Genomic DNA, 22,878 nt, shown 5'->3' with positions numbered 1-22,878 from the left:
CCTCAGCAGGGCATGGGGGCGTTACGGCGTGCGTAGTACCACCAGGTCACGAGTACACAACTTAGATAGAAGGCGATGAAGCAGTAGAGCGCGGCATCGGGCGAGCCGGTCAGTTCCAGCGACGTGCCGAAGCTCTTGGGAATAAAGAAACCGCCATAGGCACCGATCGCGCCCGAGAAGCCCAGCACGGCGGCCGATTCCTTGCCGGCGTCCTGCAGGGCCTGCTTCTGCGCGGCATCGCCCTTGCCGGCCGCGTCGCGTTGACGCTCGGTCAGGAAGATCACCGGGATCATGCGGAACGTGGAGCCGTTGCCCACGCCGGTCAGGGCGAACAGCACGATGAACGCGATCAGGAATGCCTGGAAGCTGCCGGCCTGGCCGTCATGGGGCAGGGCGGCCAGCACGGCGCAGACGGCGCCGATCATGCCGACGAAGGTCCAGAGCGTGACGCGCGCACCGCCGAGCTTGTCCGAGATCCAGCCGCCAACGGGGCGCGTCAGCGCGCCGACCAGCGGGCCCAGGAAGGCATAGGCGGTGGGGTTGATGCCGGGGAACTGCGACTTGGTCAGCAGCGCCAGGCCAGCCGAGAAGCCGATGAACGACCCGAACGTGCCGATATAGAGCCAGCACATCAGCCAGTTGTGCTTGCGCTGGAAGATCACGGCCTGTTCCGCGAACGATGCGCGGGCATCGGCGATGTCGTTCATGCCGAACCACGCAGCCAGCGCTGCCACCACGATGAACGGCACCCAGATAAAGCCCGCGTTCTGCAGCCACAGGCTCTGCGCGGCGCCATTTGCCTGATAGCTCTGCGGCTCGCCGCCGAGTGCGCCGAACACGGCCACCGACACCACCAGCGGCGTGACGAACTGCACCACGGACACGCCCAGGTTGCCGATGCCGGCATTCAGGCCGGTGGCCAGGCCCTTCTTCGCCTTCGGGAAGAAGAAGCTGATATTGGCCATCGACGAACTGAAGTTGGCGCCGCCCAGGCCGCACAGCAGGGCCAGCACCAGCAGCGTCGGGTAGCTGGTGGACGGATCGCGCAGCGCAAAGCCCATGCCCAGCGCCGGAATCAGCAGCAGCGCGGTGGAGATGGCCGTGAAGCGGCGGCCGCCGAACACCGGCACCAGGAACGAATAGAAGATGCGCAGCGTGGCGCCGGACAAGGCCGGCAGCGCGGTCAGCCAGAACAGCTGGTTCTTGGTGAACTGGAAGCCGGCGCGGTCAAGATTGACCGCCACCACGCTCCAGAGCATCCAGACCACGAAGGCCAGCATCAGGGCCGGGATCGAGATCCAGAGGTTGCGGTAGGCAATGCGTTCGCCCCGGTCGCGCCAGAAGGTGGCGTTCTCGGGCTCCCAGCGGGTCAGTACGGTACTGGTCATGATGTGCGAGAGAAGGAAATCGGTGGGAAAGCGCGGATCAGGCAGCCTGCGCGGACTTGTCCAGGGCGGCGGACACCTCCGGCCGCGGCCGCGCACGCAGTTGCTCCGCGCGATGGCTGTAGTGCATCCAGACCAGGCTCACGCAGACCGTGCCGTACATCAGCATGAAGCAGCTGCTGCGGATGCCGGTCAGGTCGGCCAGCGCGCCGAACAGGATCGGCAGGATGAATCCGCCCAGGCCGCCAGCCAGGCCGACCACGCCGGACACCGCGCCGATGTTGTGGGTGAAGTCGTTCGAGATGAACTTGAAGACCGAGGCCTTGCCGATGGCGAAGGCGATGCCCACCACGAACATCAGGATCGTGAACACGGTGGGGGTCAGGGCGATATGGAAGCTCTGCGGGCCGGAGACGGTGTGGATCACGAAGTCGGTCTTCGGGTAGCTGAGCAGGAAGAAACCCACCCAGCTGACCCACATCACCCACCACGTGGTGCGATGGGCGCCGTAGCGGTCCGAGATCCAGCCGCCAATGGCGCGCAGCACGCCGCCGGGCAGCGAGAAGCAGGCGGCCAGGAAGGCGGCAGTCTTGATGTCGAAGCCGTACTCGCCGATGTAGTACTTGGTCATCCACAGCGACAGGCCCACGTAGCCGCCGAACACCACCGAGTAGTACTGCGAGTAGCGCCACACGCGCGGGTCGCGCATCACGGCCAGCTGGGCGCGGAAGCTCGCTGCCGACGTCGACCGGTGTGCCGGGTTGCTGCGCGAGAACAGGAAGAAGACGATGGCCGTGACCAGCATCGCCACCGAGTAGACCTTCGGCACGATTTCCCAGGTGCCGGCGGCCAGGATCAGCGCCGGAGCCACGAACTTGGTCAGCGCTGCGCCCGAGTTGCCGGCCCCGAAGATGCCCATCGCCAACCCCTGGCGCGAACGCGGGAACCAGCGTGCCACGTACGGCGTGCCCACCGAGAACGACCCGCCGGCCAGCCCGACGAACAGGCCAAGCACCAGCAGCTGCCACAACGTATGGACATAGGAAATCAGCCAGATCGGGATCACCGTCAGCAGCATCAGCACGAAGAACACCATGCGGCCGCCGTAGCGGTCGGTCCAGATGCCCAGCGGCACGCGAATCAGCGATCCGCTGAGCACGGGGGTGGCGGCCAGCAGGCCGAATTCCGTGTCGTTGAGACCGAGTTCGTTCTTGAGCGGGATGCCGAGCACCGCGAACATCATCCAGACGGCAAAGCAGATGGTGAACGCGAATGTGCTGGACCAGAGTGTGGTCCAGGCGCCAGGCGGCACGGATTCTGGGGTTTGGGCGGAGTGGGTTGCGGTGGCCATGGCCGGGTTCCGGAGTCACTTTGGAGAGTGATGCCAGAGTAGGCCTGCGGGTCTACGCGGAACATTCGCCGGCCGAAGAGCCGGGAGCGGGCAGAGCTATGCCGTACGTACTAGTTCTTTCGGCATATGCCTGCCGGAAAGCCGCGCGGGGCAACGGTTACAGCAGGTATGGCACGGATGGCCGGTGTGGCGGCAAATAGGCTCGCCGCGACATGATCATGATTTGGGTCAAATCGGATGCATAAAGCAAAAGCGGGTGCCGAAGCACCCGCCTTGTCCTGGCTTTCCGACGGTATCAGGCCGACGGCGGCGGCACGTAGCCGGCGGCCTGGTCGGCACCTTCGCCGAAGAAATACTTCTCGGTCTGCTTGAGCAGGTACTGGCGCGCGCGGACGTCGGCCATGTTCAGGCGGTTTTCGTTGATCAGCATGGTCTGGTGCTTGAGCCAGCCAGCCCAGGCTTCCTTCGACACGCTTTGCCAGATCTTCTTGCCGAGGTCGCCCGGCAGCGGCGGGAAGTCGAGGCCTTCGGCTTCCTTGTTCAATTTGACGCAATGGACCATGCGGGCCATGAGGGACTCCTTTTTCGTGTGGCCGCCATTGTAGCCAAGCTGGGCCGGCGGGGCGGGGCCGGTGGACCATGCCCCTGCGGCGGCTGTTGTCTTTGCGGCGGACGTTTATGGGTGTTGTGGGGTTACAGCTTCTTCATCAGCACCATCGACTTGCGCTGCCAGTTGTACAGCTTGCGCTTGTCTTCCGGCAGGTCGTCCACGGTGGCGTGCACGAAACCGCGCTTCAGGAACCAGTGCTCGGTGCGCGTGGTAAGCACGAACAGGCGGTCCAGGCCCAGCGTGCGGGCGCGGCGTTCGATCCGCTTGAGCAGACGCTCGCCGTCGCCGGTGCCCTGGGCCTCGGCCGACACGGTCAGGCAGGCCATCTCGCCCATGTTCTCGCGCGGGAAAGCGTACAGCGCGGCACAGCCGAACAGCACGTTGTCGTGCTCGATCACCGAGAACTTGTCGATATCGCGCTCGATCAGGTGGCGTCCGCGCGGCACGAGCGTGCCGTCGGCCTCCAGCGGCGCGATCAGCTGCAGGATGCCGCCCACGTCGTCGAGCGTGGCCTCGCGCAGGCTTTCCAGGTCGGTATCGGACACCATGGTGCCCACGCCGTCGTGCAGGAACAGTTCCAGCAGCACCGAGCCGTCCATGTCGAACGGGATCAGGTGGGCGCGCGGTACGCCGCCCCTGAGCGCCTTGACCAGGTGTTCCAGGTAATAGGCCACGTCGGGCGGCAGGTGGTTGTTCTGCAGCCGCTCCACGGCGGTGCGCAGCGACATTTCCTTCATCAGCTTGCCCACGGGGTCGGGCACGCCCGGCACCTCGGTGATGAAGATCAGCTTGTCGGCCTTGAGCGCGCCGGCCGTGGCACTGGCCACGTCTTCCATCGACAGGTTGAACGCCTGGCCGGTGGGCGAGAAGCCCAGTGGCGACAGCAGCACGACCTTGCCGTGCGACAGCGACATGCGCATCGATTCGTCGTCGATCTTGCGCACCAGCCCCGTGTGCTGGTAGTCCACGCCGTTGACGATACCCACGGGCCGCGCCGTGATGAAGTTGCCCGACACCACCGAAAGCTGGGCGCCGGCCATCGGGGTATTGGGCAGGCCCTGGCTGAAGGCCGCCTCGATGTCCAGGCGCAGTTCGCCGGCCGCTTCCTTGGCGCATTCGAGCGCGGCGTTGTCTGTGATCCGTACGCCATCGGCAAACTGCGACTGCACGTTGCGCAGCCCCAGCTGCTCTTCCACCTGCGGGCGCGAACCAAATACCAGCACCAGCTGCATGCCCATGGCGTGCAGCAGCGCCACGTCGTTGACCAGCGCGTTGAGCACGCCGGCCTTGACCAGTTCGCCGCTGAAGGCGATCACGAAGGTCTTGCCGCGGAACGTGTGGATGTACGGGGCAACCGCGCGCAGCCAGTCGACGAACTGCTGCTGGTCGGGGCCGCTGGCCTCGGCCAGATCGGCGCCGGCCGTGGCCGACGGAATGGGCGTGGCGGGCTCGGCAGTGGTCATCGGGACGGTGGACGGATCGAGGGGCGAGGGCGAGGCGGCAGGATCGGGGTCCTGCTGCGGGGAGTCGGTTCTGGCGTTCATGCGGCGGATTATAATCCCGGCCAATGTCAGCACAACGCCCCGCCAAGCCCGCCACGGCCAACCCCGCCGAGGCTACCTCCTCCAAGGCCAGCCAGAACCCCGCTCCACGCGATGCGGGCGGTGGCGTTCGGCCGCAAAAACCGGCGCCAAAGCCGGCGCAACAACCGTTGCAAAAGGCATCGCAGGGGCAAAAGCCGCCGCAATCGCCTCCCCAGCCGCGTCAGCCCCGACCGCCGCGCCAGGAAGGTACCCCGCGTCTGCCGCGCCCCGAGGGCGGCCAGCCCGGCCCGCAGCAGGCAGGCGGCCAGCGGCCCCCGCGCCCGGAGGGCCAGCCCCGTTCGCCGCGCCCCGAAGGCGGGCAGCGCCAGGCGCGGCCGGAAGGCAGCCAGCGTCCGGCCCGGCCGGAAGGCTCCCAGCGGCCTCCGCGCCCGCCCCAGCCGGTTCGGCTTGCCAATCCGCTGCCCGAGATCACGTTCCCCGAGGCCCTGCCGGTATCGGCGCGCCGCGACGAGATCGCGCAGGCGCTGCTGGCCAACCAGGTGGTGATCGTCTCCGGCGAAACCGGCTCGGGCAAGACCACGCAGCTGCCCAAGATCGCCCTGTCTATCGGGCGCGGCCCGGCGCGCGAGGGCAAGCCCGGCGGCGGCCTGATCGGCCATACGCAGCCGCGCCGGATTGCCGCCACGTCCACGGCCAAGCGCATTGCGCAGGAACTGGGCACGCCGGTGGGCGAGCACGTGGGCTACCAGGTGCGGTTCAACGACGCCATGTCGGCCGGCGCGTCGGTCAAGCTGATGACCGACGGTATCCTGCTGGCCGAGACGCAGAACGACCCGCTGCTGCGCGCGTACGACACGATCATCATCGACGAGGCGCACGAGCGTAGCCTCAACATCGACTTCCTGATCGGCTACCTGCGCCAGATCCTGCCGAAGCGGCCGGACCTGAAGGTGATCATCACGTCGGCCACCATCGATGCGAAGCGCTTTGCCGAGCATTTCGCGCGCGATGGCAAGCCGGCGCCCGTGATCGAGGTCAGCGGCCGGTTGTATCCGGTGGAAGTGCGCTACCGGCCGATCCAGGAAGACAAGCCGGCACCGGGGCAGGTGCCCGCGCCGCGCTCGGAAAAGGCGAAGGAGCGGGACCTGTACGACGGCATCGTCGATGCCGTCGACGAACTGTGCCGGCTGGGCCAGGGCGATGTACTCGTCTTCCTGCCCGGCGAGCGCGAGATCCGCGAGGCCGCCGAGGCGCTGCGCAAGCATCATCCGCCGCACACCGAGATCCTGCCGCTGTTCGCGCGGCTGTCCGTGCAGGAACAGGAGCGCGTGTTCCGGCCGTCCAATGCCCGCCGCATCGTGCTGGCGACCAACGTGGCCGAAACGTCGCTGACGGTGCCTGGTATCCGCTACGTGGTGGATACCGGCCTGGCGCGCGTGAAGCGCTATTCGTATCGCAACAAGGTGGAACAGTTGCAGATCGAGTCGATCTCGCAGGCGGCTGCCAACCAGCGTGCCGGCCGTTGCGGCCGGGTGGCCGATGGCGTGTGTATCCGGCTGTACGAGGAAAGCGATTTCCAGGGCCGGCCACGCTTTACCGATCCGGAAATCCTGCGCTCGTCGCTGGCGGCGGTCATCCTGCGCATGAAGGCGCTGCGCCTGACCGATATCGAAGCCTTCCCGTTTATCGAGCCCCCGCTGGGCCGGGCGGTGGCCGATGGCTACCAGCTGCTGCAGGAACTGGGCGCGCTCGACGAGGGCAACCAACTGACCGGCACCGGCCGCCAACTGGCGAAACTGCCATTGGATCCACGCGTGGCCCGGATGATCCTGGCCGCCCGCGACCACCACTGCCTGAAGGAAGTGCTGATCATCGCCAGTGCGCTGTCGGTGCAGGACCCGCGCGAGCGTCCGCAGGAAGCCCAGGAAGCCGCCGACCAGGCCCATCGCAAGTTCATGGACGAGAAGTCCGAGTTTCTTGGCTGGGTCAAGCTGTGGAAGTGGTTCGAGGAAGCCGTTGCGCACAAGAAGACCAACCGCCAGCTGCAGGACCAGTGCCGCAGCAATTTCCTGTCGCATGTGCGCCTGCGCGAATGGCGCGATGTGCATTCGCAGCTGCACACCACGGTCAGCGAGCAGGGCTGGCGCCTGAACGAGTCCGAGCCGACCTTCGAACAGCTGCACAAGGCGCTGCTGACGGGCCTGCTGGGCAACGTGGGCCTGAAGCTCGACGAGGCCGACGGCAAGGGGCGCGAATACCTGGGCGCGCGCGGCATCAAGTTCCACCTGTGGCCGGGATCGCTGATCGCGCGCAAGGTGGGCCGCTGGATCATTGCCGCCGAACTGGTGGAAACCAGCCGCCTGTACGCGCGCACGCTGGCCCGCGTGGAGCCCGAATGGGTGGAGCAGGTGGGCCGCCACCTGCTCAAGGTGAGCTGGAGCGAGCCGCACTGGGAGAAGAAGGCCGGCCAGGTGCTGGCGCTGGAGCGCGGCACGCTGTACGGCCTGCCGGTCTACCAGCACCGCCGCGTGGATTTTGGCCCGATGAACCCGGTCGAGGCGCGCGAGCTGTTTATCCGCAGCGCGCTGGTGGAAGGCGAGTTCGATACCCGGCTGCCGTTCTTCGCCCACAACCAGCGGCTGGTGCGCGAGATCGAGAACCTGGAGCACAAGTCGCGCCGGCAGGACGTGCTGGTGGACGATGTGCTGATCTACGCGTTCTACGACAAGGCCATCCCATCGGACATTCACAACCAGGTGGCATTCGAGAAGTGGTACCAGGCCGAATCTGCCAGGGACCGCAAGCTGCTGTACCTGAACCGCGACGAACTGATGCGGCACGAGGCGGCCGGCATCACGACCGACCTGTTCCCGAAGATCCTGCCGGTTGCCGGCGTCGACATGGGTTTGTCGTACCACTTCGAGCCCGGCAGCCACCGCGACGGCGTGACGCTGACCGTGCCGTTGTACGCGCTGAACCAGGTCAGGCCCGAGCGCGCCGATTGGCTGGTGCCGGGCATGATCAAGGAAAAGGTGCACCTGCTGCTGAAGTCGCTGCCGCAGAAGCTGCGTCGCCATTGCGTGCCGCTGCCCGACTACGCGGCCGGTTTTGTCGACCGCCAGCCATTTGGCGAAGGCGACCTGCTCGACGTACTGATTGCCGATGTGCGCGAGCAGACCGGCACGATGATCCGGCGCGCCGATTTCAAGCTGGAAACGCTGCCGGCGCACCACACGATGAACTTCAAGGTGATCGACGAGCACGGTCGCCAGCTGGATATGGGCCGCAACCTGGCCCAGTTGCGCGCGGAACTGGGCGGGCAGGCGCAGCAGTCGTTCCAGAACATTGCAGCGCGCGATGTGCCGGCCGCCGAGGCCGGGCAGTACGAGAACCTGACGTCGTGGTCGTTTGGCGAATTGCCCGAACTGCTGGAAATCCGCAAGGGTAACCAGACGCTGTTTGGCTACCCGGCGCTGGTGGACCGTGGCGACCACTGCGACGTGGAAGTGTTCGACGATCCGCAGGAAGCGGCGCGGGTCCACCATGCGGGCCTGCGCCGGCTGTTTGCGCTGCAGCTGCGCGAACAGGTCAAGTTCATCGAGAAGAACATTCCGAACCTGCAGCAGATGGCGATGCAGTACATGACGCTGGGCACGCAGGAAGAACTGCGCAACCAGATCGTGCTGATGGCGCTGGAGCGGGCCTGCCTGCAGGCGCCCCTGCCGCGCAACGACGCCGAGTTCAATACGCGCAAGGAAGAAGGCCGGGCGCGGCTGTCGCTGCTGGCGCAGGAAATTGCGCGGCTGGTCGGCACCATCCTGGCCGAATTCGCATCGCTGCCGCGCAAGCTACTGCAGGCCAAGGCGTTCGGCTCGGCCTACCAGGATCTGGAGGCGCAGTTGGGCCGGCTGATGAACAAGTCGTTTGTGATCGATACGCCATATACGCAGCTGGTCCACTATCCGCGCTATCTGAAGGGCATGGTGATGCGGGTGGACAAGCTCAAGGGCGATCCGGGCCGCGACAGCCAGCGCATCCAGGAAATGTCGCCCCTGGTGCAGCAGTGGCAGCGCGCCGAGAAGCAGCTGCGGACCCAGGGCCGGGGGGCGGCCGACGCGCGGCTGGACGAATTCCGCTGGATGCTGGAAGAACTGCGCGTGGCGCTGTTTGCCCAGGAACTGCGCACGCCCCAGCCGATGTCGGTCAAGCGGCTGCAGAAGGTCTGGGAATCGATCCAGCGCTGACCAAAAAAGCGCTGCAATGTGGGCGGCGGCGATGGAAAGCGCCGCTCACATGTATCCAAATGTAAGTTACGCTTAAGAATCCGGTCTGCTCGTCATCGCAACCGTCAGACGAAACGTTAGAATGCGCGATTCGTGTAGAAATGGCGGTCTTATGCTTGCATTGCGTCGTGTTGTGGCTGGGGTGGTATCGGTCGGCGCCCTGGCCTTGGCAATGGTCTCCGCGCCCGTGCGCGCGGAAGTGGTGACGATCCTGAACTCTGGTGATGCCAGCGTCACGCTGATCGACAAGGACACCCAGAAGGTTCTGGAGACGTTCCCGATCGGCAAGGAGCCGCACCACCTGATTGCCACGCCCGACGAGAAATCGCTGATCGTTGCCAACGCGGTGGGCAACGACCTGGTCTTCCTGGACCCGGTGACCGGCAAGGTGCAGCAGCGCGTGCCGGGGATCGACGATCCGTACCAGGTGGGGTTCTCGCCCGACCAGAAGTGGTTCATTGCTACCGGCAACCGGCTCGATCGCGTGGATGTCTACCGCTGGGACGGCCATCAGCTCAAGATCGCCAAGCAGTTCCCGCTGGCGAAGACGCCCAGCCATATCGCCTTTACCGCCGACAGCAAGATCGCATTCATCACGCTGCAGGATTCCAACCAGATCGCCGCCATCGACCTGACCACGCTCACCGTGATGTGGGTGATGGAAGCGGGCTCGGCGCCGGCCGGTGTCTGGGTCACGCCTGACCAGAAGTACCTGCTGGTGGGCATGACCGGTGCCGACTACGTGGCGGTGATCGACTGGCGCACGCGCACCGTGGTCAAGCAGATCCAGACCGGCAAGGGCGCGCACAACTTCCGCGCCGTGGGCGACAAGCGCCACCTGTTCCTGACCAACCGCGTGCAGGGATCGATCAGCATCATCGATCAGCAGACGCTGTCCAAGGTGGGCGATATCACGGGCCTGCTGCCCGGCCCCGACGACATGGAACTGACCGCCGACGGCAAGACGCTGTGGGTGACGTTCCGCTGGGCGCGCTCGGTGGGGCTGATCGATGTGGCGAGCCGCAAGATGGTGAAGACGATCCGCGTGGGCAAGTCGCCGCACGGCATCTACTTCAAGACGCGTGCGCCGCTGTATTGATACGGGTTACGACAAGGCTGAGGACAACATGCGCCGGATAATTTCGCGCATTGCCGCGCTGGCGGCGGCGTCGGTGCTGGGGTCGACGGCCGGCGTGACGCTGGCGGCCGGCACGGGCCAGGAGGCTGGCGCCTGCCGCGCCGGTACGCTGTACCTGACCTTCGATACCGGCAGCATGAGCCAGGCGGAGCTGATTGCCCGCACGCTGCGCCGGCACCATATCCGCGCCACGTTCTTCCTGGCGAGCGAACCGACCGTCAACAAGGACAATTCGCTGGACCCGACGTGGGCGCCGTACTGGAAATCGCTGGCCGCCGACGGCCACGCGTTTGGCACCCATACGTACGACCATGTGTACCTGCGCAGCGTGAAGGGCGGCAAGGTCACCATGCGTCCGCAGTTCGGCGCGCAGGGCGGTCATGACGTGGTGATGGACGAAGCGTCGTTCTGCACCGAACTGCGCCGCAGCGCCCAGGCATTCCAGTCGATGACGGGCCAGCCGATGGTGCCGCTGTGGCGCGCCCCGGGCGGCCGCACCGCGCCGCAGACGCTGGCCTGGGCCGAGCAGTGCGGATTCAGGCATGTGGGCTGGGCACCGGCCGGGTTCCTGGGCGACGAACTGTCGTCGGAGAAATTCCCGAACCAGGCGCTGTTGGACAAGGCGCTGCGTGACCTGCGCGATGGCGATATCACGATGGCCCACCTGGGCATCTGGTCGCGCAAGGACCCGTGGGCGCCTGCCGTCCTCGATCCGCTGCTGACGGGGCTGGAGCAGAAGGGATTTTGCTTTGCCACCTTGCGTGAACATCCGCTATACAAGAACTGGATCGCGCAACACGGCGCGATGGCAGTCGGTGCGCAACCAATTTCCGGGTCGAAACGGTAATGTGGGACGCCTTTACTAACTGGCTCAATCTCTGGGTCGGCCAGATCGAGGCCACGGTCTTCCAGGACGTGATCCTGCCCGTGGTTTACAACCTCGGTTTTGGCGGCTATGCGGAGGACGCCTTTACCGGCACCGAATGGCTGCTGGTGGGCGTGGTGCAGATCGCCGTGATGGTGCTGATCCTGGGCCCGCTCGAAAAGCTGCGCCCGGTGGAACCGGTGACCGACCGCCGCGCCATCCGGACCGACATGTTCTATACGGTGTTCCACCGGCTGGGTGTGTTCCGGCTCGCCATGTTCTTCCTGCTGGCGCCGCTGATGGACGGGCTGGAAGGCCATCTGCGCCTGCTGGGCTGGCAGCGCATCAACGTCGAAGACTGGTGGCCGGGCGTGACGTCGGTGCCGCTGGTCAGCTTCTTCGTCTACCTGCTGCTGTTCGACCTGCTCGACTACTGGTACCACCGGCTGTCGCACACCTACCGCTGGTGGTGGAGCCTGCACGCGGTGCATCACAGCCAGCAGCAGATGACGCTGTGGAGCGACAACCGTAACCACCTGCTGGACGATATCCTGCGCGATGCCGTCTTCGCCACTGCCGCGCTGGCCGTGGGCGTGGAGCCGTCGCAGTACGTGCTGCTGGTGGCGCTGTCGCAATTGCTGCAGAGCCTCCAGCACGCCAACCTGAAGCTGCACTTCGGCTGGCTGGGCGAGCGGCTGCTGATCTCGCCGCGCTTTCATCGCACCCACCACGCGGTGGGGCTGGGGCACGAGCGCGCCGGCAGCGATGGCAAGCCGGTGCGGCTGGGTGGCTGCAACTACGGCGTGATCTTCCCGTGGTGGGACATGCTGTTCCGCACGGCCGTCTTCACCGACGTCTACTATCCCACTGGTATTCGCGACCAGCTGCCGCCGCCCACGGGGCGCGGGCGCAACTATGGTGGCGGCTTCCTGTCCCAGCAATGGCTGGGCATCAAGCGGCTTTTGCGTCTGGGGTGATGGGAACGCCCCCTGGGCTGTGCTAGGCTCTGGTGGCTTTCCTGAACACTCTTTTTCGCAGATCGCTGCATGAACGATATCCTTCGCGCGTTTGGGCGCGCCGTGGTCAGCCAGCTGCATCCGCGCATGCTGATGCTGACCGTCATCCCGTTCGTCCTGGCCACGGCCCTGTGGGGCGGCCTGATCTGGTGGGGCTGGGACCCGATCATGGGCACCGCCCGCGCGCTGCTGGAAGGCTCGATGTTCACGAGCTGGATCTACTCCGTGCTCGACTGGGCGGGCCTGCAGTCGCTGCGCAGCGTCGTGGCGCCGCTGTTTGTGCTCACGCTGGCGATTCCGCTGGTCATCGCTTCGATGCTGATCTTCATCAGCCTGTTCTCGGTGCCAGCCGTGGTGAAGCACCTGGAGCGCGCCTATCCAGACCTGCAGAAGGCGCACGGCGGCAGCATCGCCGGCAGCGTGTTCCAGGCGCTGGGCAATACCGTCGTGTTCCTGCTGCTGGTGCTGGTCACGCTGCCGCTGTGGCTGATTCCGCCGTTCTTCGCGCTGATTCCGCCTGTGCTGTGGGGCTGGCTGACCTACCGCGTGATGACGTACGACGCGCTTTCCGAGCACGCCACGGCCGAGGAGCGCAAGACGCTGATGAAGCGCCATCGCATTCCGCTGCTGACCATCGGCGTGGTGGTGGGCCTGCTGGGCTCCGCGCCCACCTTGCTGTGGGTTTGGTCGGCTGTCATCATCTTCCTGTTTCCGGTCGTGCTGGCCGGCACGCTCTGGCTTTACGTGCTGATCTTCATTTTCTCTGCGCTGTGGTTCGGTCACTTCTGCCTGCGTGCGCTGGCGGACCTGCGTGCCGAACGGGCCGCAGCCGCGCCGCCATCGGCGTCACCGCCGCCGGGCGACGTGATCGACCTGGCGCCGTCGGACGTGCGCCAGATCGGCCAGTCGTAAGTCTTCCATCCTGAGTCTTCAACCAAGAGGGGCATCATGGGTTTCGGTTTGATTGTCATCGGCGACGAGATCCTTTCCGGACGGCGCGAGGACAAGCACATGCGCCGCGCCATCGAGCTGCTGGGCGAGCGCGGCCTGGCGCTGGACTGGGCCGAGTACGTGGGCGACGAACGCGGTCGCATTACCGACACGTTGCGGCGTACGTTCGCCGGGCCGGATGTCGTGTTCTGCACCGGTGGCATCGGCGCCACGCCGGACGACCACACGCGTCAGTGCGCGGCGGCGGCGCTGGGCGTGGATCTGGCGCTGCATCCGGACGCACGCGAACAGATCGCGCTGCGCATCGCCGAGACGGCCAATGGCGACCCGGTCAAGGCCGACCTGAATACGCCCGAGAACCAGCACCGGTTCAAGATGGGCGAGTTCCCGGTGGGCGCGCGCATCATCCCGAACAGCTACAACCGCATTCCGGGCTTCTCGGTGGCCGACCACCACTTCATGCCCGGCTTCCCGGTAATGGCGTGGCCGATGATGGAGTGGGTGCTCGACCACTACTACACGCACCTGTTCCACCTCGATGCCGAGCAGTCGCGCGCGTTCTACGTGTTCGAGGCGCCGGAGTCGACGCTGACGCCGCTGATGGAGCAGGTGGAGGCCACGTTCCCGGGCATCCGCGTGTTCAGCCTGCCGTCGGTGGGCGACGTCACCCGTGGCGACCGCCTGGCGCGCCGCCATATCGACCTGGGCGTGAAGGGATCGGCCGACCTGGTGGCGCCGGCCTATGCGATGCTGATCGAGGGCGTGCGGGCGATGGGGTTCGAGATCGTCGAACAGTAGGGCCGGGCGGCCGGGCGCCGCAAGGCGAAAAAAAAAGCGCATCACGGTTGTGATGCGCTTTTTTTGTTTGCGGGGCGAACCGAGGAGTCGGACTCAGGCGCCGTGCCACGGCAGGCCGCGGAAGCACCAGCCTTCCACGGTCTTGCGGTGGTGATCGTCGTCACGCGCGCCCTCGAATCCTTCCAGCACATCCATGGCCAGCGTGTAGCCGGCCTCGGTCGCCACGCGCGCCGCGTGCTTGGAGCGGGCGGCGCTGCGGCACAGGAACAGTACCGGTGCATCCTGCGGCACACGGGCCTTCAGCTCGGCCACGAAATCCTGGTTCTGGGTGCCGCCCGGGTAGGTCGACCATTCGACATGCGCGAACTGTTCGTCGGGCAGCGCTACGCCGCCCACCCAGTCAAGCTCGGCCTGGGTGCGCACGTCGACCAGCACGGCCTTCGGATCGGCCTGCAGCAGCGCGTAGGCTTCCTGCGGGGTGAGGGCGCCGTAGTAGGCGAGCTGGCCCTGTTGCTGACGTGCGTGGGCGGCCTGGAGGAGGGTGTCTCGGGTAGTCATTCTGTGTGACGGAGTCAATAAGAAAGCGGTCAAAACGGGCGCAATCGGACGTCTTGCCGGTGAGATGGCAACAAAGCCCAATCTTTGCTGGGAGTCAGCCCGAATCGGCGCTATTCTAGCGCCCGGCCGTTGCGAGCGGCCCGAAAAATGGTGGCAATCCCGATGCGCTGTTTTGGTGCCGAACTGGTGCAAATCACCGAATGCGGCACTGAATCGGTGCTGCAACTTGAATCATGCACCAGAATGGTGTTTCATGGGTGTCGGGCCTGACGAACCGTATCGGTAAAGCGAGGCGGGTGCAGGCCGGTAGCCGGGATTGCATGCAATCCGCATCCCCCGTGGCGGTGCGGTCTGACAGGCAGATGCACGTTTTTCGGGAAGTCTGTGCGATTGGCGCCCCGCTTGGGACCGGCGTTGGCACGCTTTCTGCTAACATCCTTCGTCCCTTTTGGGGCGGCCAGATCGGCAGGTCCGGAGGTCGCACCAACAATGGCTTTCTCAGACACAGCCTCGAATTTCCAGGAGATAGGCATGGCGCAGAGCGTTGCAGATGTGATGAAGCTCGTGAAGGAAAACGACGTCAAGTTCGTCGATTTCCGCTTCACGGATACCAAGGGCAAGGAACAGCACGTTTCGGTTCCGACGTCGCACTTCGATGAAGACAAGTTCGAAAGCGGCCACGCCTTTGACGGTTCGTCCATCGCGGGCTGGAAGGGTATCGAAGCCTCGGACATGCTGCTGATGCCGGACTCGGGTACCGCCTACATCGACCCGTTCTATGAAGAACCGACCCTGGTCCTGACCTGCGACGTGATCGAACCGTCGGACGGCAAGGGCTATGACCGCGACCCGCGCTCGATCGCCAAGCGCGCCGAGGCCTACCTGAAGAGCACCGGCCTGGGCGACACCGCCTTCTTTGGTCCGGAACCCGAATTCTTCATCTTCGACGGCGTGACCTGGAACATCGACATGCAGGGCTGCTCGGTGAAGATCCAGTCGGAAGAAGCACCGTGGTCGTCGGGCAAGGAATTCGAGCACGGCAACAGCGGCCACCGTCCGGGCAAGAAGGGCGGCTACTTCCCGGTTGCCCCGATCGACACGTTCCAGGACATGCGTTCCGAAATGTGCCTGATCCTGGAATCGCTGGGCATTCCGGTTGAAGTGCACCACCACGAAGTGGCTGGCCAGGGCCAGAACGAAATCGGCACGCGCTTCAGCACGCTGGTGCAACGCGCCGACTGGACGCAGCTGCAGAAGTACGTGATCCAGAACGTCGCGCACACCTATGGCAAGACCGCCACGTTCATGCCGAAGCCGGTCGTGGGCGACAACGGTTCGGGCATGCACGTTCACCAGTCCGTGTGGAAGGACGGCCAGAACCTGTTCGCAGGCAACGGCTACGCCGGCCTGTCGGAATTCGCGCTGTACTACATCGGCGGCATCATCAAGCACGCCCGCGCCCTGAACGCCATCACGAACCCGGGCACGAACTCGTACAAGCGCCTGGTGCCGGGCTTCGAAGCCCCGGTGAAGCTGGCTTACTCGGCCCGCAACCGTTCGGCCTCGATCCGTATTCCGTACGTTGCGAACCCGAAGGGCCGCCGTATCGAAACGCGTTTCCCGGATCCGCTGATGAACCCGTACCTGGGCTTCTCGGCACTGCTGATGGCCGGTCTGGACGGCGTGATGAACAAGATCCACCCGGGCGAAGCTGCCGACAAGAACCTGTACGACCTGCCGCCGGAAGAAGACGCAAAGATCCCGACCGTCTGCTCGAGCCTCGACCAGTCGCTGGAGTACCTGGACAACGACCGCGAGTTCCTGACCCGCGGCGGCGTGTTCTCGAACTCGATGATCGATGCATACATCGAACTCAAGATGGAAGAAGTCACGCGTTTCCGCATGACGACTCACCCGATCGAGTTCGACATGTACTACTCGCTGTAAAGCGATAAGTGGGTTGCCAGGTTGTGACCGGGCAACACTTGCACCAGGAAGGGGCGGCTTCGGCTGTCCCTTTTTGTTTTGCGGCGACGTTGCTCGCTAGAATGGGGCTCCTTTTCCCAACCTTCATGTCGATGTTCATGAACGCCATTTCGAACAAGGTCTTCAGCATGGCTGGCGGCGGGCTGCCGCACCAAATGCGTGTGGGTTTCCCCATTCTGGTGACGATGGCCGCCGTGGCGCTGGCCGTCTGGGCAGCGCCCGCCGCAGCGCAGTCGTCGGATGTGTACATGTGCAAGGGCGCCAACGGCGTGCCCGAGTACCGCAACGGCAGCGGCGGCGGCAAGGACTGCAAGAAGCTCAACCTGCCCGATGTGGTGACGGTGCCCGGCGGGCGCAGCAGCGGCGCCGTGACCTCGGCCGCCAAGCCGGCTGCCACCTCGCCCGCGGCCTTCCCGCGCGTGGACAGCGCCACCCAGCGGACCCGCGACGGCGAGCGCCGGGCGGTGCTGGAACAGGAACTGCAGTCCGAGGAATCCAAGCTGGCCGGGCTGCGCGCCGAGTACAACAACGGCGAGCCCGAGCGCCAGGGCAACGAGCGCAACTATCAAAAGTATCTGGATCGCACCGCGCGGTTGCGCGATGACGTTGCTCGCAGTGAAGCCAATGTGGCATCGCTGCGGCGAGAACTGTCGAATCTGAAGGATTGAAACCGATGCGTCGCCTGATTCGCGGAGTGTCGCGCAAGGTTACCGGGGCCGACCGCAAGCCGGACGTGGCCGATACGGAAGCCCTGGAAGCGCGCGATGCCGATATCCTGCCATTGGGCGATGTCGCATTTCATCCCGGCCTGGATGTGGTGGCCAACCCGGTGCTGCTGGTGCGCCAGCCGGGGCTGCAGGTGGCCTACGCCAACCCGGCCGCCGAGGCCAGCTTTGCCATGTCGCGCAAGGCCATGGTGGAACTGACGCTGCCCGACCTGTTCGGGGCGTCGGAAGAGCTCGACTCGATGATCGAGTCGGTCATGGCCCGGCAGGTGGATGTGCGCCGCCAGGACCTGGTGCTGCGCCCGCCGCTGCAGGAGCCGCTGCATGCCCACGTGGTGGTGGGTGGCATCGAAGGCTTTTCGAGCACGGTGCTGGTCGAGATCCTGCTCAACGAGCAGAAGGTGCGCAGCGACCGCGAGGAGCGCCTGATCGACCTGACATCGGCCAACAAGGAACTGATCCGCAATCTGGCGCACGAGATCAAGAACCCGCTGGGCGGCATCCGCGGGGCGGCGCAGCTGCTGGAGTTCGAACTGCCCGAGCGTGCGCTGCGCGAGTACACACAGGTCATCATCAAGGAGTCGGACCGCCTGCAGACGCTGGTGGACCGGCTGCTGGAGCCGCACCGGCACCCGCACATCGTCTCCGAACTCAATATCCACGAGGTGCTGGAGCGTGTGCGCTCGGTGGTACTGGCCGAATTCCCGAACGGGCTCGATATCGTGCGCGACTACGATGCCAGCCTGCCGGAACTGCGCGGGGACATGGAACAGCTGATCCAGGCCGTGCTGAACATCGTCCACAACGCGGCGCAGGCGCTGCACGAGCGCATTGCCGGGGGCGACGCGCAGATCGTCTTGCGGACCCGGGTGGCCCGCCAGGTCACGATTGCCAAGCGTTTGTACAAGCTGGCATTGGACTTGCATGTGATAGACAACGGCCCGGGCATCCCCGAGGACATTCGCGAACGCATCTTCTATCCGCTGGTGTCGGGGAGGGATGGCGGTAGCGGTCTCGGTCTCACACTCGCTCAAACCTTCGTGCAGCAGCACGAGGGCTTGATCGAATGCGAGAGCCGGCCGGGCTGTACCGACTTCCGTATCCTGCTGCCGCTGCACTGACCGTCGATCCAAACATCGACGTGTCCGGCGCGGCGATCCAGCGGGTCATACGGGAGACCACATGACACCGAGCAGACAAGCGACGCACATGAAGCCGATCTGGATAGTCGACGACGATCAATCAATCCGCTGGGTCCTGGAAAAGGCCCTTGCCCGTGAAAGCCTGCTCTCCCGCAGTTTTACCAATGTGCGCGACGTGCTCGCGGCGTTGGAAGAGGACGAGCCGCAAGTCCTGATTTCCGATATCCGCATGCCTGGCGGGTCGGGGCTGGACCTGTTGCAGGCGATCAAGGCACGCCACCCCGGGCTGCCGGTCATCGTGATGACCGCGTACTCGGACCTGGACAGCGCCGTGGCCGCCTTCCAGGGCGGCGCCTTCGAATACCTGGCCAAGCCGTTCGATGTCGACAAGGCTGTCGAACTGATCCGCCGCGCGCTGGAGGAAAGCCTGCGCGAGGAGGAAATGGACGATCGGCTAGTCGATGCGCCCGAGATCCTGGGCCAGGCGCCGGCCATGCAGGACGTATTCCGCGCCATTGGCCGCCTGTCGCAGTCGAATGTGACCGTGATGATTACCGGCGAGTCTGGTACCGGCAAGGAACTGGTGGCGCGTGCGTTGCACAAGCACAGCCCGCGCGCCAACGGCCCGTTCATCGCGCTGAACACGGCGGCGATCCCGAAAGACCTGCTGGAATCCGAGCTGTTCGGCCATGAGCGCGGTGCGTTCACGGGCGCGCAGACCATGCGCCGCGGCCGCTTCGAGCAGGCCGAGGGCGGCACGCTGTTCCTCGACGAAATCGGCGATATGCCATTCGATCTGCAGACGCGCTTGCTGCGCGTGCTGTCGGACGGCAATTTCTATCGCGTGGGCGGCCACAATCCGCTGCGCGCGAACGTGCGGGTCATCGCCGCGACCCACCAGAACCTGGAAACCCGCGTCAAGGAAGGGCTGTTCCGTGAGGACTTGTTCCACCGGCTGAACGTGATCCGGCTGCGGTTGCCGCCGCTGCGCGAGCGGCCCGAGGACATCACGCTGCTGGCGCGCCATTTCCTGCAGAAGAGTGCCAAGGAGCTGGGTGTCGAGCCCAAGCGCATGTCGGACGACGCGTTGACCTATGTCAGCACGCTGCCGTTCCCGGGTAACGTGCGCCAGCTCGAAAACCTGTGTAACTGGCTGACTGTGATGGCGCCGGCGCAGACCATCGAGGTCAAGGATCTGCCGCGCGAGATGATCGATTCCGGGCATGGCGAAAGCCTGTCGGCGTCGCGCCCGATGGCCGCCGAGATGCGGCCTGCAGGGGACTACGATGCGCTGGAGACGTCCGACTACAGCATGGGCGCGCCTGGCGGCGATGGCGACACGCTGGTAGCCACGCGTCCGCCGATGGTGGCGACGTCGCCGGCCATGGCGCCTGCCTATGCCGCACCGGCTGTCACGCAAAGCTGGGAAAGCCTGCTGGCCGGCGAGGCAAAGTCGATGCTGGAGTCCGGGCAGCCGGAAGTCATGGATGCATTGACGCGCCGCTTCGAGAAGGCCGTGCTGGAAGCCGCGCTCGGCGTCACGCGCGGGCGGCGTGTGGAAGCGGCTACCCGACTCGGAATTGGCCGGAATACGATTACGCGGAAGCTCCAGGAGCTTGGTTTCGACTGAGATCCGGTTGCAAGCCCCGCGCAAGCGTGAAGGGAGGCCCTGTCGGGCCTCCCTTTTTCAATGCGGAGCCTGTTTATGGGCTGACGGGTTCGGGCGCCTCGTCCACCCTGAACGCGGGAAGCCAGACGTCGGGCCCGGGCGCCAGCAGGATCCTGCCTCGCGCCGATACCCGCTTGCCGGCCAGCTTGCGGGCCTGGGGAATCGTCATGCCGCGTAGTTCCCAGAAGTCAAACTCGTCCGTTTCCAGCATGATCGTCGGAAATGGGTCGTTGCCCCGGATCTGGATCTCTCCCACCAGCGTCTGCGGTGGCTCGGCGGGCGGATCGGTGGCGCATGCCGTGATGCCGAGTACGGCAAGGACTGCGGCAAGGGTTGCGGCGAAGCTTGCTTTCACCGTCGGCTCCACAATGGGCGGGGCGCACGTGCGCCCCTGTACATGTCTCATTGAAGCACGACGGACAGCGTGATGTCGGCTGGAGCGCTCACTGGCTCGATGGCCGTGTCGCTGACGGCCGTACGCGAGGGAATCGAAATCAGTCGATGACCATCATGCCGACTGTTGCAGCTTCAAGACCCTTTCCGCCATTTCCGCAAATCCTTCGCCACCGGCTGCATCGGTGATGTAGGCGGGTTTCACTGGCAGTTTGTCCAGAATGTCGCGCACATTGGCGACGCCGACGGACAGCGGGAAATGGCCGAACATCGCCACGTCGTTGGCCGAATCGCCAATGAACAGCCACTCGTCGCGCTGGACGTCGATGTCGTCCCCGAGTAATTCCTCTACACAGAGCCGGCTCATCGACAGCTTGTCGTGGTGGCCGAACCAGCCGTTGACGTGGATCGAGCTGACGGTGGCGGTCATGCCGGCGCCGCGCATGATGGCCACGATGCGGTCGACGGCGGCCTGGGGCAGCGGCGACACGTCCTCTGCGTGGTCGATGGCCAGGTCGGCCGCGTGCCATGCCTGGTCCGAGGCCAGCGCGCAGCCCGGCACTTCGCGCAGGATTTCCTGGCCCAGCGCATGGATCCGGAACAGGTTGGCCTCGCGCGTGGCGGCATCGTCGAGAAAACGGGTGATGAGCTTGTTGTCGACGAGATGTGAATAGAACGCACCATTTTCGCCGATGATCGCGTCTACGGGCCACAGGCGTGTCAGGATTTCCGCCCATGCGATGCAGCGCCCCGTCACCGGGATCACGTGCAGTCCGGCCCGTTTCAGCCGGTCGAGCGCGACGTAGGTGGCGGCGGGCAGGCGGCCATCGGTGGTCAGGGTGCCGTCGATGTCGGTCAGAATCCCGCGGACACGGCGCAGCGCGCTGTCGGGCAGGGCGGAAAAGGAGGTCGGTACGGTCATGGCGGGGGATTGTAGCCGTGGCGGCCGGCGCCTGGCGGGGCAATTGTCTGTCGTCAATATGCTGCAACATTCCCTTGCGCAAGGGCGGGTTTGCCCGGTGTTCGATGACATCGGAGCGGCGTAACATGCCTGTCACAAAAAATGCATACAGTCGGTCGCTTTTTCAAAAAAACTGTCGCACCGAACGGCCTCAGGAGAAATGCCAATGTCCTTCCCGCGCTTCGCGTTGAAATTCGCCGCAGTGGCCAGCCTGGCCCTGGCCGGCACGGCCCACGCAGCCGTAGAGATCCAGTGGTGGCACGCCATGCAGGGCGCGCTGAACGACAAGGTGAACGAGATCGCCAACAAGTTCAACGCCAGCCAGTCCGACTACAAGATCGTGCCCGTGAACAAGGGCAACTACGACGAGACGATGGCTGCCGGCATCGCCGCGTTCCGCGCTGGCGGCGCCCCGGCCATCCTGCAGGTGTTCGAGGTTGGCACCGCCACGATGATGAGTGCCAAGGGCGCCATCAAGCCGGTGTCCGTCATCATGAAGGAAGCGGGCGAGAAGTTCGACCAGAAGGCCTATATCCCGGCCGTGGCGGGTTACTACACCTCGTCGAAGGGCGAGATGCTGTCGTTCCCGTTCAACAGCTCGACCACCGTCTTCTATTACAACAAGGACGCCTTCAAGAAGGCTGGCCTGTCGGCTCCGCCGAAGACCTGGCCCGAGGTGATGCAGTATTCGGCCAAGCTCAAGGCGGCCGGCAGCAGCTGCGCCTACACCACCGACTGGCAGAGCTGGGTGCACCTGGAGAGCTTCTCGGCCTGGCACAACACGCTGTTCGCGACCAAGAACAACGGCTTTGGCGGCACCGACGCGCGTCTGGTGTTCAACAGCCCGCTGCACGTAAAGCACATCACCAACCTGCAGGAAATGGTCAAGAAGGGCTATTTCAGCTACGGCGGCCGCAAGTCGGAGTCGCAGGCCAAGTTCTACAACGGTGAATGCGCGATGTTCACGGGCTCGTCGGCATCGCTGGCAAACATTCGTAAAAACGCCAAGTTCCAGTTTGGCGTGTCGCAGCTGCCGTACTACGCGGACGTGCAGGGCGCCCCGCAGAACACGATCATCGGCGGCGCCTCGCTGTGGGTCATGGGCGGCAAGAAGGCCGAGGAATACAAGGGCGTAGCCAAGTTCTTCACGTTCCTGTCGCAGCCCGAGATCCAGTCCGACTGGCACCAGGCCACCGGCTATCTGCCGCTGACGATGGCCGCCTATGAACTGACCAAGAAATCGGGTTATTACGACAAGAACCCGGGTGCCGACGTGTCGGTCGAGCAGATGGTCGTGAAGACCACCGACAAGTCGCGCGGCGTGCGCCTGGGCAACCTGGTGCAGATCCGCACGATCGTCGACGAGGAACTGGAATCCGTGTGGGCGGGCAAGAAGGAGCCGAAGGCGGCGCTGGACGCGGCCGTGGCACGCGGCAACGAACAGCTGGAACGCTTCCAGAAGACCGCGCGGGAATAACTCCGGCCGGTGCAGGACCCGAGCGG

18 protein-coding genes are annotated in these 22,878 nt (G+C 65.2%); 11 read left to right on the top strand and 7 right to left on the bottom strand.

The features are described from left to right. Positions 1-2 precede the first annotated feature (2 nt). The 4 genes from ACOABP_RS02035 to argA all read right to left on the bottom strand — a co-directional run bounded on the left by ACOABP_RS02035 (position 3) and on the right by argA (position 4,809). Complete coding sequence (locus tag ACOABP_RS02035) at positions 3-1,388, bottom strand: NarK family nitrate/nitrite MFS transporter (RefSeq protein ID WP_474226754.1); 1,386 nt, start codon at positions 1,386-1,388, stop codon at positions 3-5. 37 nt (positions 1,389-1,425) lie between these two features. After that, complete coding sequence (locus ACOABP_RS02030) at positions 1,426-2,736, bottom strand: MFS transporter (protein WP_474226753.1); 1,311 nt, start codon at positions 2,734-2,736, stop codon at positions 1,426-1,428. Positions 2,737-3,031: 295 nt separating this feature from the next. Further along, positions 3,032-3,307, bottom strand: a complete 276-nt coding sequence (locus ACOABP_RS02025) for an oxidative damage protection protein (protein ID WP_066733742.1) — start codon at positions 3,305-3,307, stop codon at positions 3,032-3,034. 122 nt (positions 3,308-3,429) lie between these two features. Beyond that, positions 3,430-4,809: an amino-acid N-acetyltransferase gene (gene argA / locus ACOABP_RS02020; protein ID WP_474227890.1), complete on the bottom strand. Its 1,380-nt coding sequence runs from the start codon at positions 4,807-4,809 to the stop codon at positions 3,430-3,432. Between the two features lie 104 nt (positions 4,810-4,913). Here argA and hrpA point away from each other — a divergent pair, with 104 nt between their 5' ends. The 6 genes from hrpA (at position 4,914) to ACOABP_RS01990 (ending at position 13,941) form a co-directional block, all read left to right on the top strand. After that, positions 4,914-9,134 carry an ATP-dependent RNA helicase HrpA gene (gene hrpA, locus ACOABP_RS02015; RefSeq protein ID WP_474226752.1) on the top strand — a complete coding sequence of 1,407 codons (4,221 nt, stop codon included), beginning with the start codon at positions 4,914-4,916 and terminating at the stop codon, positions 9,132-9,134. Between the two features lie 211 nt (positions 9,135-9,345). Beyond that, entirely contained in the window at positions 9,346-10,272 is a 927-nt protein-coding gene (locus ACOABP_RS02010; RefSeq protein ID WP_474227889.1) for a YVTN family beta-propeller repeat protein, read from the top strand. Between the two features lie 28 nt (positions 10,273-10,300). After that, entirely contained in the window at positions 10,301-11,158 is an 858-nt protein-coding gene (locus ACOABP_RS02005; RefSeq protein ID WP_474226751.1) for a polysaccharide deacetylase family protein, read from the top strand. Then, positions 11,158-12,153, top strand: a complete 996-nt coding sequence (locus tag ACOABP_RS02000; RefSeq protein WP_474226750.1) for a sterol desaturase family protein — start codon at positions 11,158-11,160, stop codon at positions 12,151-12,153. Before ACOABP_RS02005 ends, ACOABP_RS02000 begins: the two co-directional genes overlap by 1 nt. Positions 12,154-12,222: 69 nt before the next feature. Continuing rightward, positions 12,223-13,104 (top strand): EI24 domain-containing protein, encoded by an 882-nt coding sequence (locus ACOABP_RS01995; protein WP_474226749.1) that lies wholly within the window; start codon positions 12,223-12,225, stop codon positions 13,102-13,104. Between the two features lie 36 nt (positions 13,105-13,140). Further along, positions 13,141-13,941 (top strand): competence/damage-inducible protein A, encoded by an 801-nt coding sequence (locus tag ACOABP_RS01990; RefSeq protein WP_474226748.1) that lies wholly within the window; start codon positions 13,141-13,143, stop codon positions 13,939-13,941. Between the two features lie 93 nt (positions 13,942-14,034). Here the strand turns inward: ACOABP_RS01990 and ACOABP_RS01985 are convergent, their stop codons facing one another. Continuing rightward, positions 14,035-14,499, bottom strand: a complete 465-nt coding sequence (locus ACOABP_RS01985; protein WP_474226747.1) for a rhodanese-like domain-containing protein — start codon at positions 14,497-14,499, stop codon at positions 14,035-14,037. A 531-nt stretch (positions 14,500-15,030) separates the two neighbouring features. Here ACOABP_RS01985 and ACOABP_RS01980 point away from each other — a divergent pair. From ACOABP_RS01980 to ntrC, 4 genes are all read left to right on the top strand, one after another. After that, positions 15,031-16,446 (top strand): 3-hydroxylaminophenol mutase, encoded by a 1,416-nt coding sequence (locus ACOABP_RS01980; protein ID WP_066733717.1) that lies wholly within the window; start codon positions 15,031-15,033, stop codon positions 16,444-16,446. Positions 16,447-16,613: 167 nt separating this feature from the next. After that, complete coding sequence (locus ACOABP_RS01975; protein ID WP_474227888.1) at positions 16,614-17,153, top strand: DUF4124 domain-containing protein; 540 nt, start codon at positions 16,614-16,616, stop codon at positions 17,151-17,153. 5 nt (positions 17,154-17,158) lie between these two features. Continuing rightward, a complete protein-coding gene (glnL, locus tag ACOABP_RS01970; protein ID WP_474226746.1) occupies positions 17,159-18,331 on the top strand; it encodes a nitrogen regulation protein NR(II) in 1,173 nt (390 codons plus the stop codon). An 88-nt stretch (positions 18,332-18,419) separates the two neighbouring features. Next, positions 18,420-19,982, top strand: coding sequence for a nitrogen regulation protein NR(I) (ntrC, locus tag ACOABP_RS01965; protein WP_474227887.1), 1,563 nt, complete (start codon positions 18,420-18,422; stop codon positions 19,980-19,982). A 73-nt stretch (positions 19,983-20,055) separates the two neighbouring features. Here the strand turns inward: ntrC and ACOABP_RS01960 are convergent, their stop codons facing one another. Beyond that, positions 20,056-20,376 (bottom strand): hypothetical protein, encoded by a 321-nt coding sequence (locus ACOABP_RS01960; RefSeq protein WP_474226745.1) that lies wholly within the window; start codon positions 20,374-20,376, stop codon positions 20,056-20,058. A 153-nt stretch (positions 20,377-20,529) separates the two neighbouring features. Beyond that, a complete protein-coding gene (locus ACOABP_RS01955) occupies positions 20,530-21,336 on the bottom strand; it encodes an HAD-IIB family hydrolase (protein ID WP_474226744.1) in 807 nt (268 codons plus the stop codon). 205 nt (positions 21,337-21,541) lie between these two features. On the opposite strand from ACOABP_RS01955, the gene ugpB reads away from it, so the two are divergent. Further along, positions 21,542-22,852 (top strand): sn-glycerol-3-phosphate ABC transporter substrate-binding protein UgpB, encoded by a 1,311-nt coding sequence (gene ugpB, locus ACOABP_RS01950; protein ID WP_474226743.1) that lies wholly within the window; start codon positions 21,542-21,544, stop codon positions 22,850-22,852. The last annotated feature ends 26 nt before the right edge of the window (positions 22,853-22,878 follow it).

The organism is Cupriavidus sp. HE11, from assembly GCF_056097175.1.
The sequence above is the reverse complement of the archived record's forward strand: the minus strand, read 5'-3'. Positions and strand labels throughout refer to the sequence as shown.

Coding starts and splice junctions, on each gene's coding strand:
- ACOABP_RS01955 (WP_474226744.1), bottom strand. CDS start 21,336: ATGACCGTACCGACCTCCTTTTCCGCCCTGCCCGACAGCGCGCTGCGC.
- ntrC (WP_474227887.1), top strand. CDS start 18,420: ATGAAGCCGATCTGGATAGTCGACGACGATCAATCAATCCGCTGGGTC.
- ACOABP_RS02000 (WP_474226750.1), top strand. CDS start 11,158: ATGTGGGACGCCTTTACTAACTGGCTCAATCTCTGGGTCGGCCAGATC.
- ACOABP_RS02025 (WP_066733742.1), bottom strand. CDS start 3,307: ATGGCCCGCATGGTCCATTGCGTCAAATTGAACAAGGAAGCCGAAGGC.
- ACOABP_RS01990 (WP_474226748.1), top strand. CDS start 13,141: ATGGGTTTCGGTTTGATTGTCATCGGCGACGAGATCCTTTCCGGACGG.
- ACOABP_RS01980 (WP_066733717.1), top strand. CDS start 15,031: ATGGCGCAGAGCGTTGCAGATGTGATGAAGCTCGTGAAGGAAAACGAC.
- ACOABP_RS02005 (WP_474226751.1), top strand. CDS start 10,301: ATGCGCCGGATAATTTCGCGCATTGCCGCGCTGGCGGCGGCGTCGGTG.
- ACOABP_RS01975 (WP_474227888.1), top strand. CDS start 16,614: ATGGCTGGCGGCGGGCTGCCGCACCAAATGCGTGTGGGTTTCCCCATT.
- ugpB (WP_474226743.1), top strand. CDS start 21,542: ATGTCCTTCCCGCGCTTCGCGTTGAAATTCGCCGCAGTGGCCAGCCTG.
- ACOABP_RS02030 (WP_474226753.1), bottom strand. CDS start 2,736: ATGGCCACCGCAACCCACTCCGCCCAAACCCCAGAATCCGTGCCGCCT.
- argA (WP_474227890.1), bottom strand. CDS start 4,809: ATGACCACTGCCGAGCCCGCCACGCCCATTCCGTCGGCCACGGCCGGC.
- ACOABP_RS02010 (WP_474227889.1), top strand. CDS start 9,346: ATGGTCTCCGCGCCCGTGCGCGCGGAAGTGGTGACGATCCTGAACTCT.
- ACOABP_RS01985 (WP_474226747.1), bottom strand. CDS start 14,499: ATGACTACCCGAGACACCCTCCTCCAGGCCGCCCACGCACGTCAGCAA.
- hrpA (WP_474226752.1), top strand. CDS start 4,914: ATGTCAGCACAACGCCCCGCCAAGCCCGCCACGGCCAACCCCGCCGAG.
- ACOABP_RS01995 (WP_474226749.1), top strand. CDS start 12,223: ATGAACGATATCCTTCGCGCGTTTGGGCGCGCCGTGGTCAGCCAGCTG.
- ACOABP_RS02035 (WP_474226754.1), bottom strand. CDS start 1,388: ATGACCAGTACCGTACTGACCCGCTGGGAGCCCGAGAACGCCACCTTC.
- glnL (WP_474226746.1), top strand. CDS start 17,159: ATGCGTCGCCTGATTCGCGGAGTGTCGCGCAAGGTTACCGGGGCCGAC.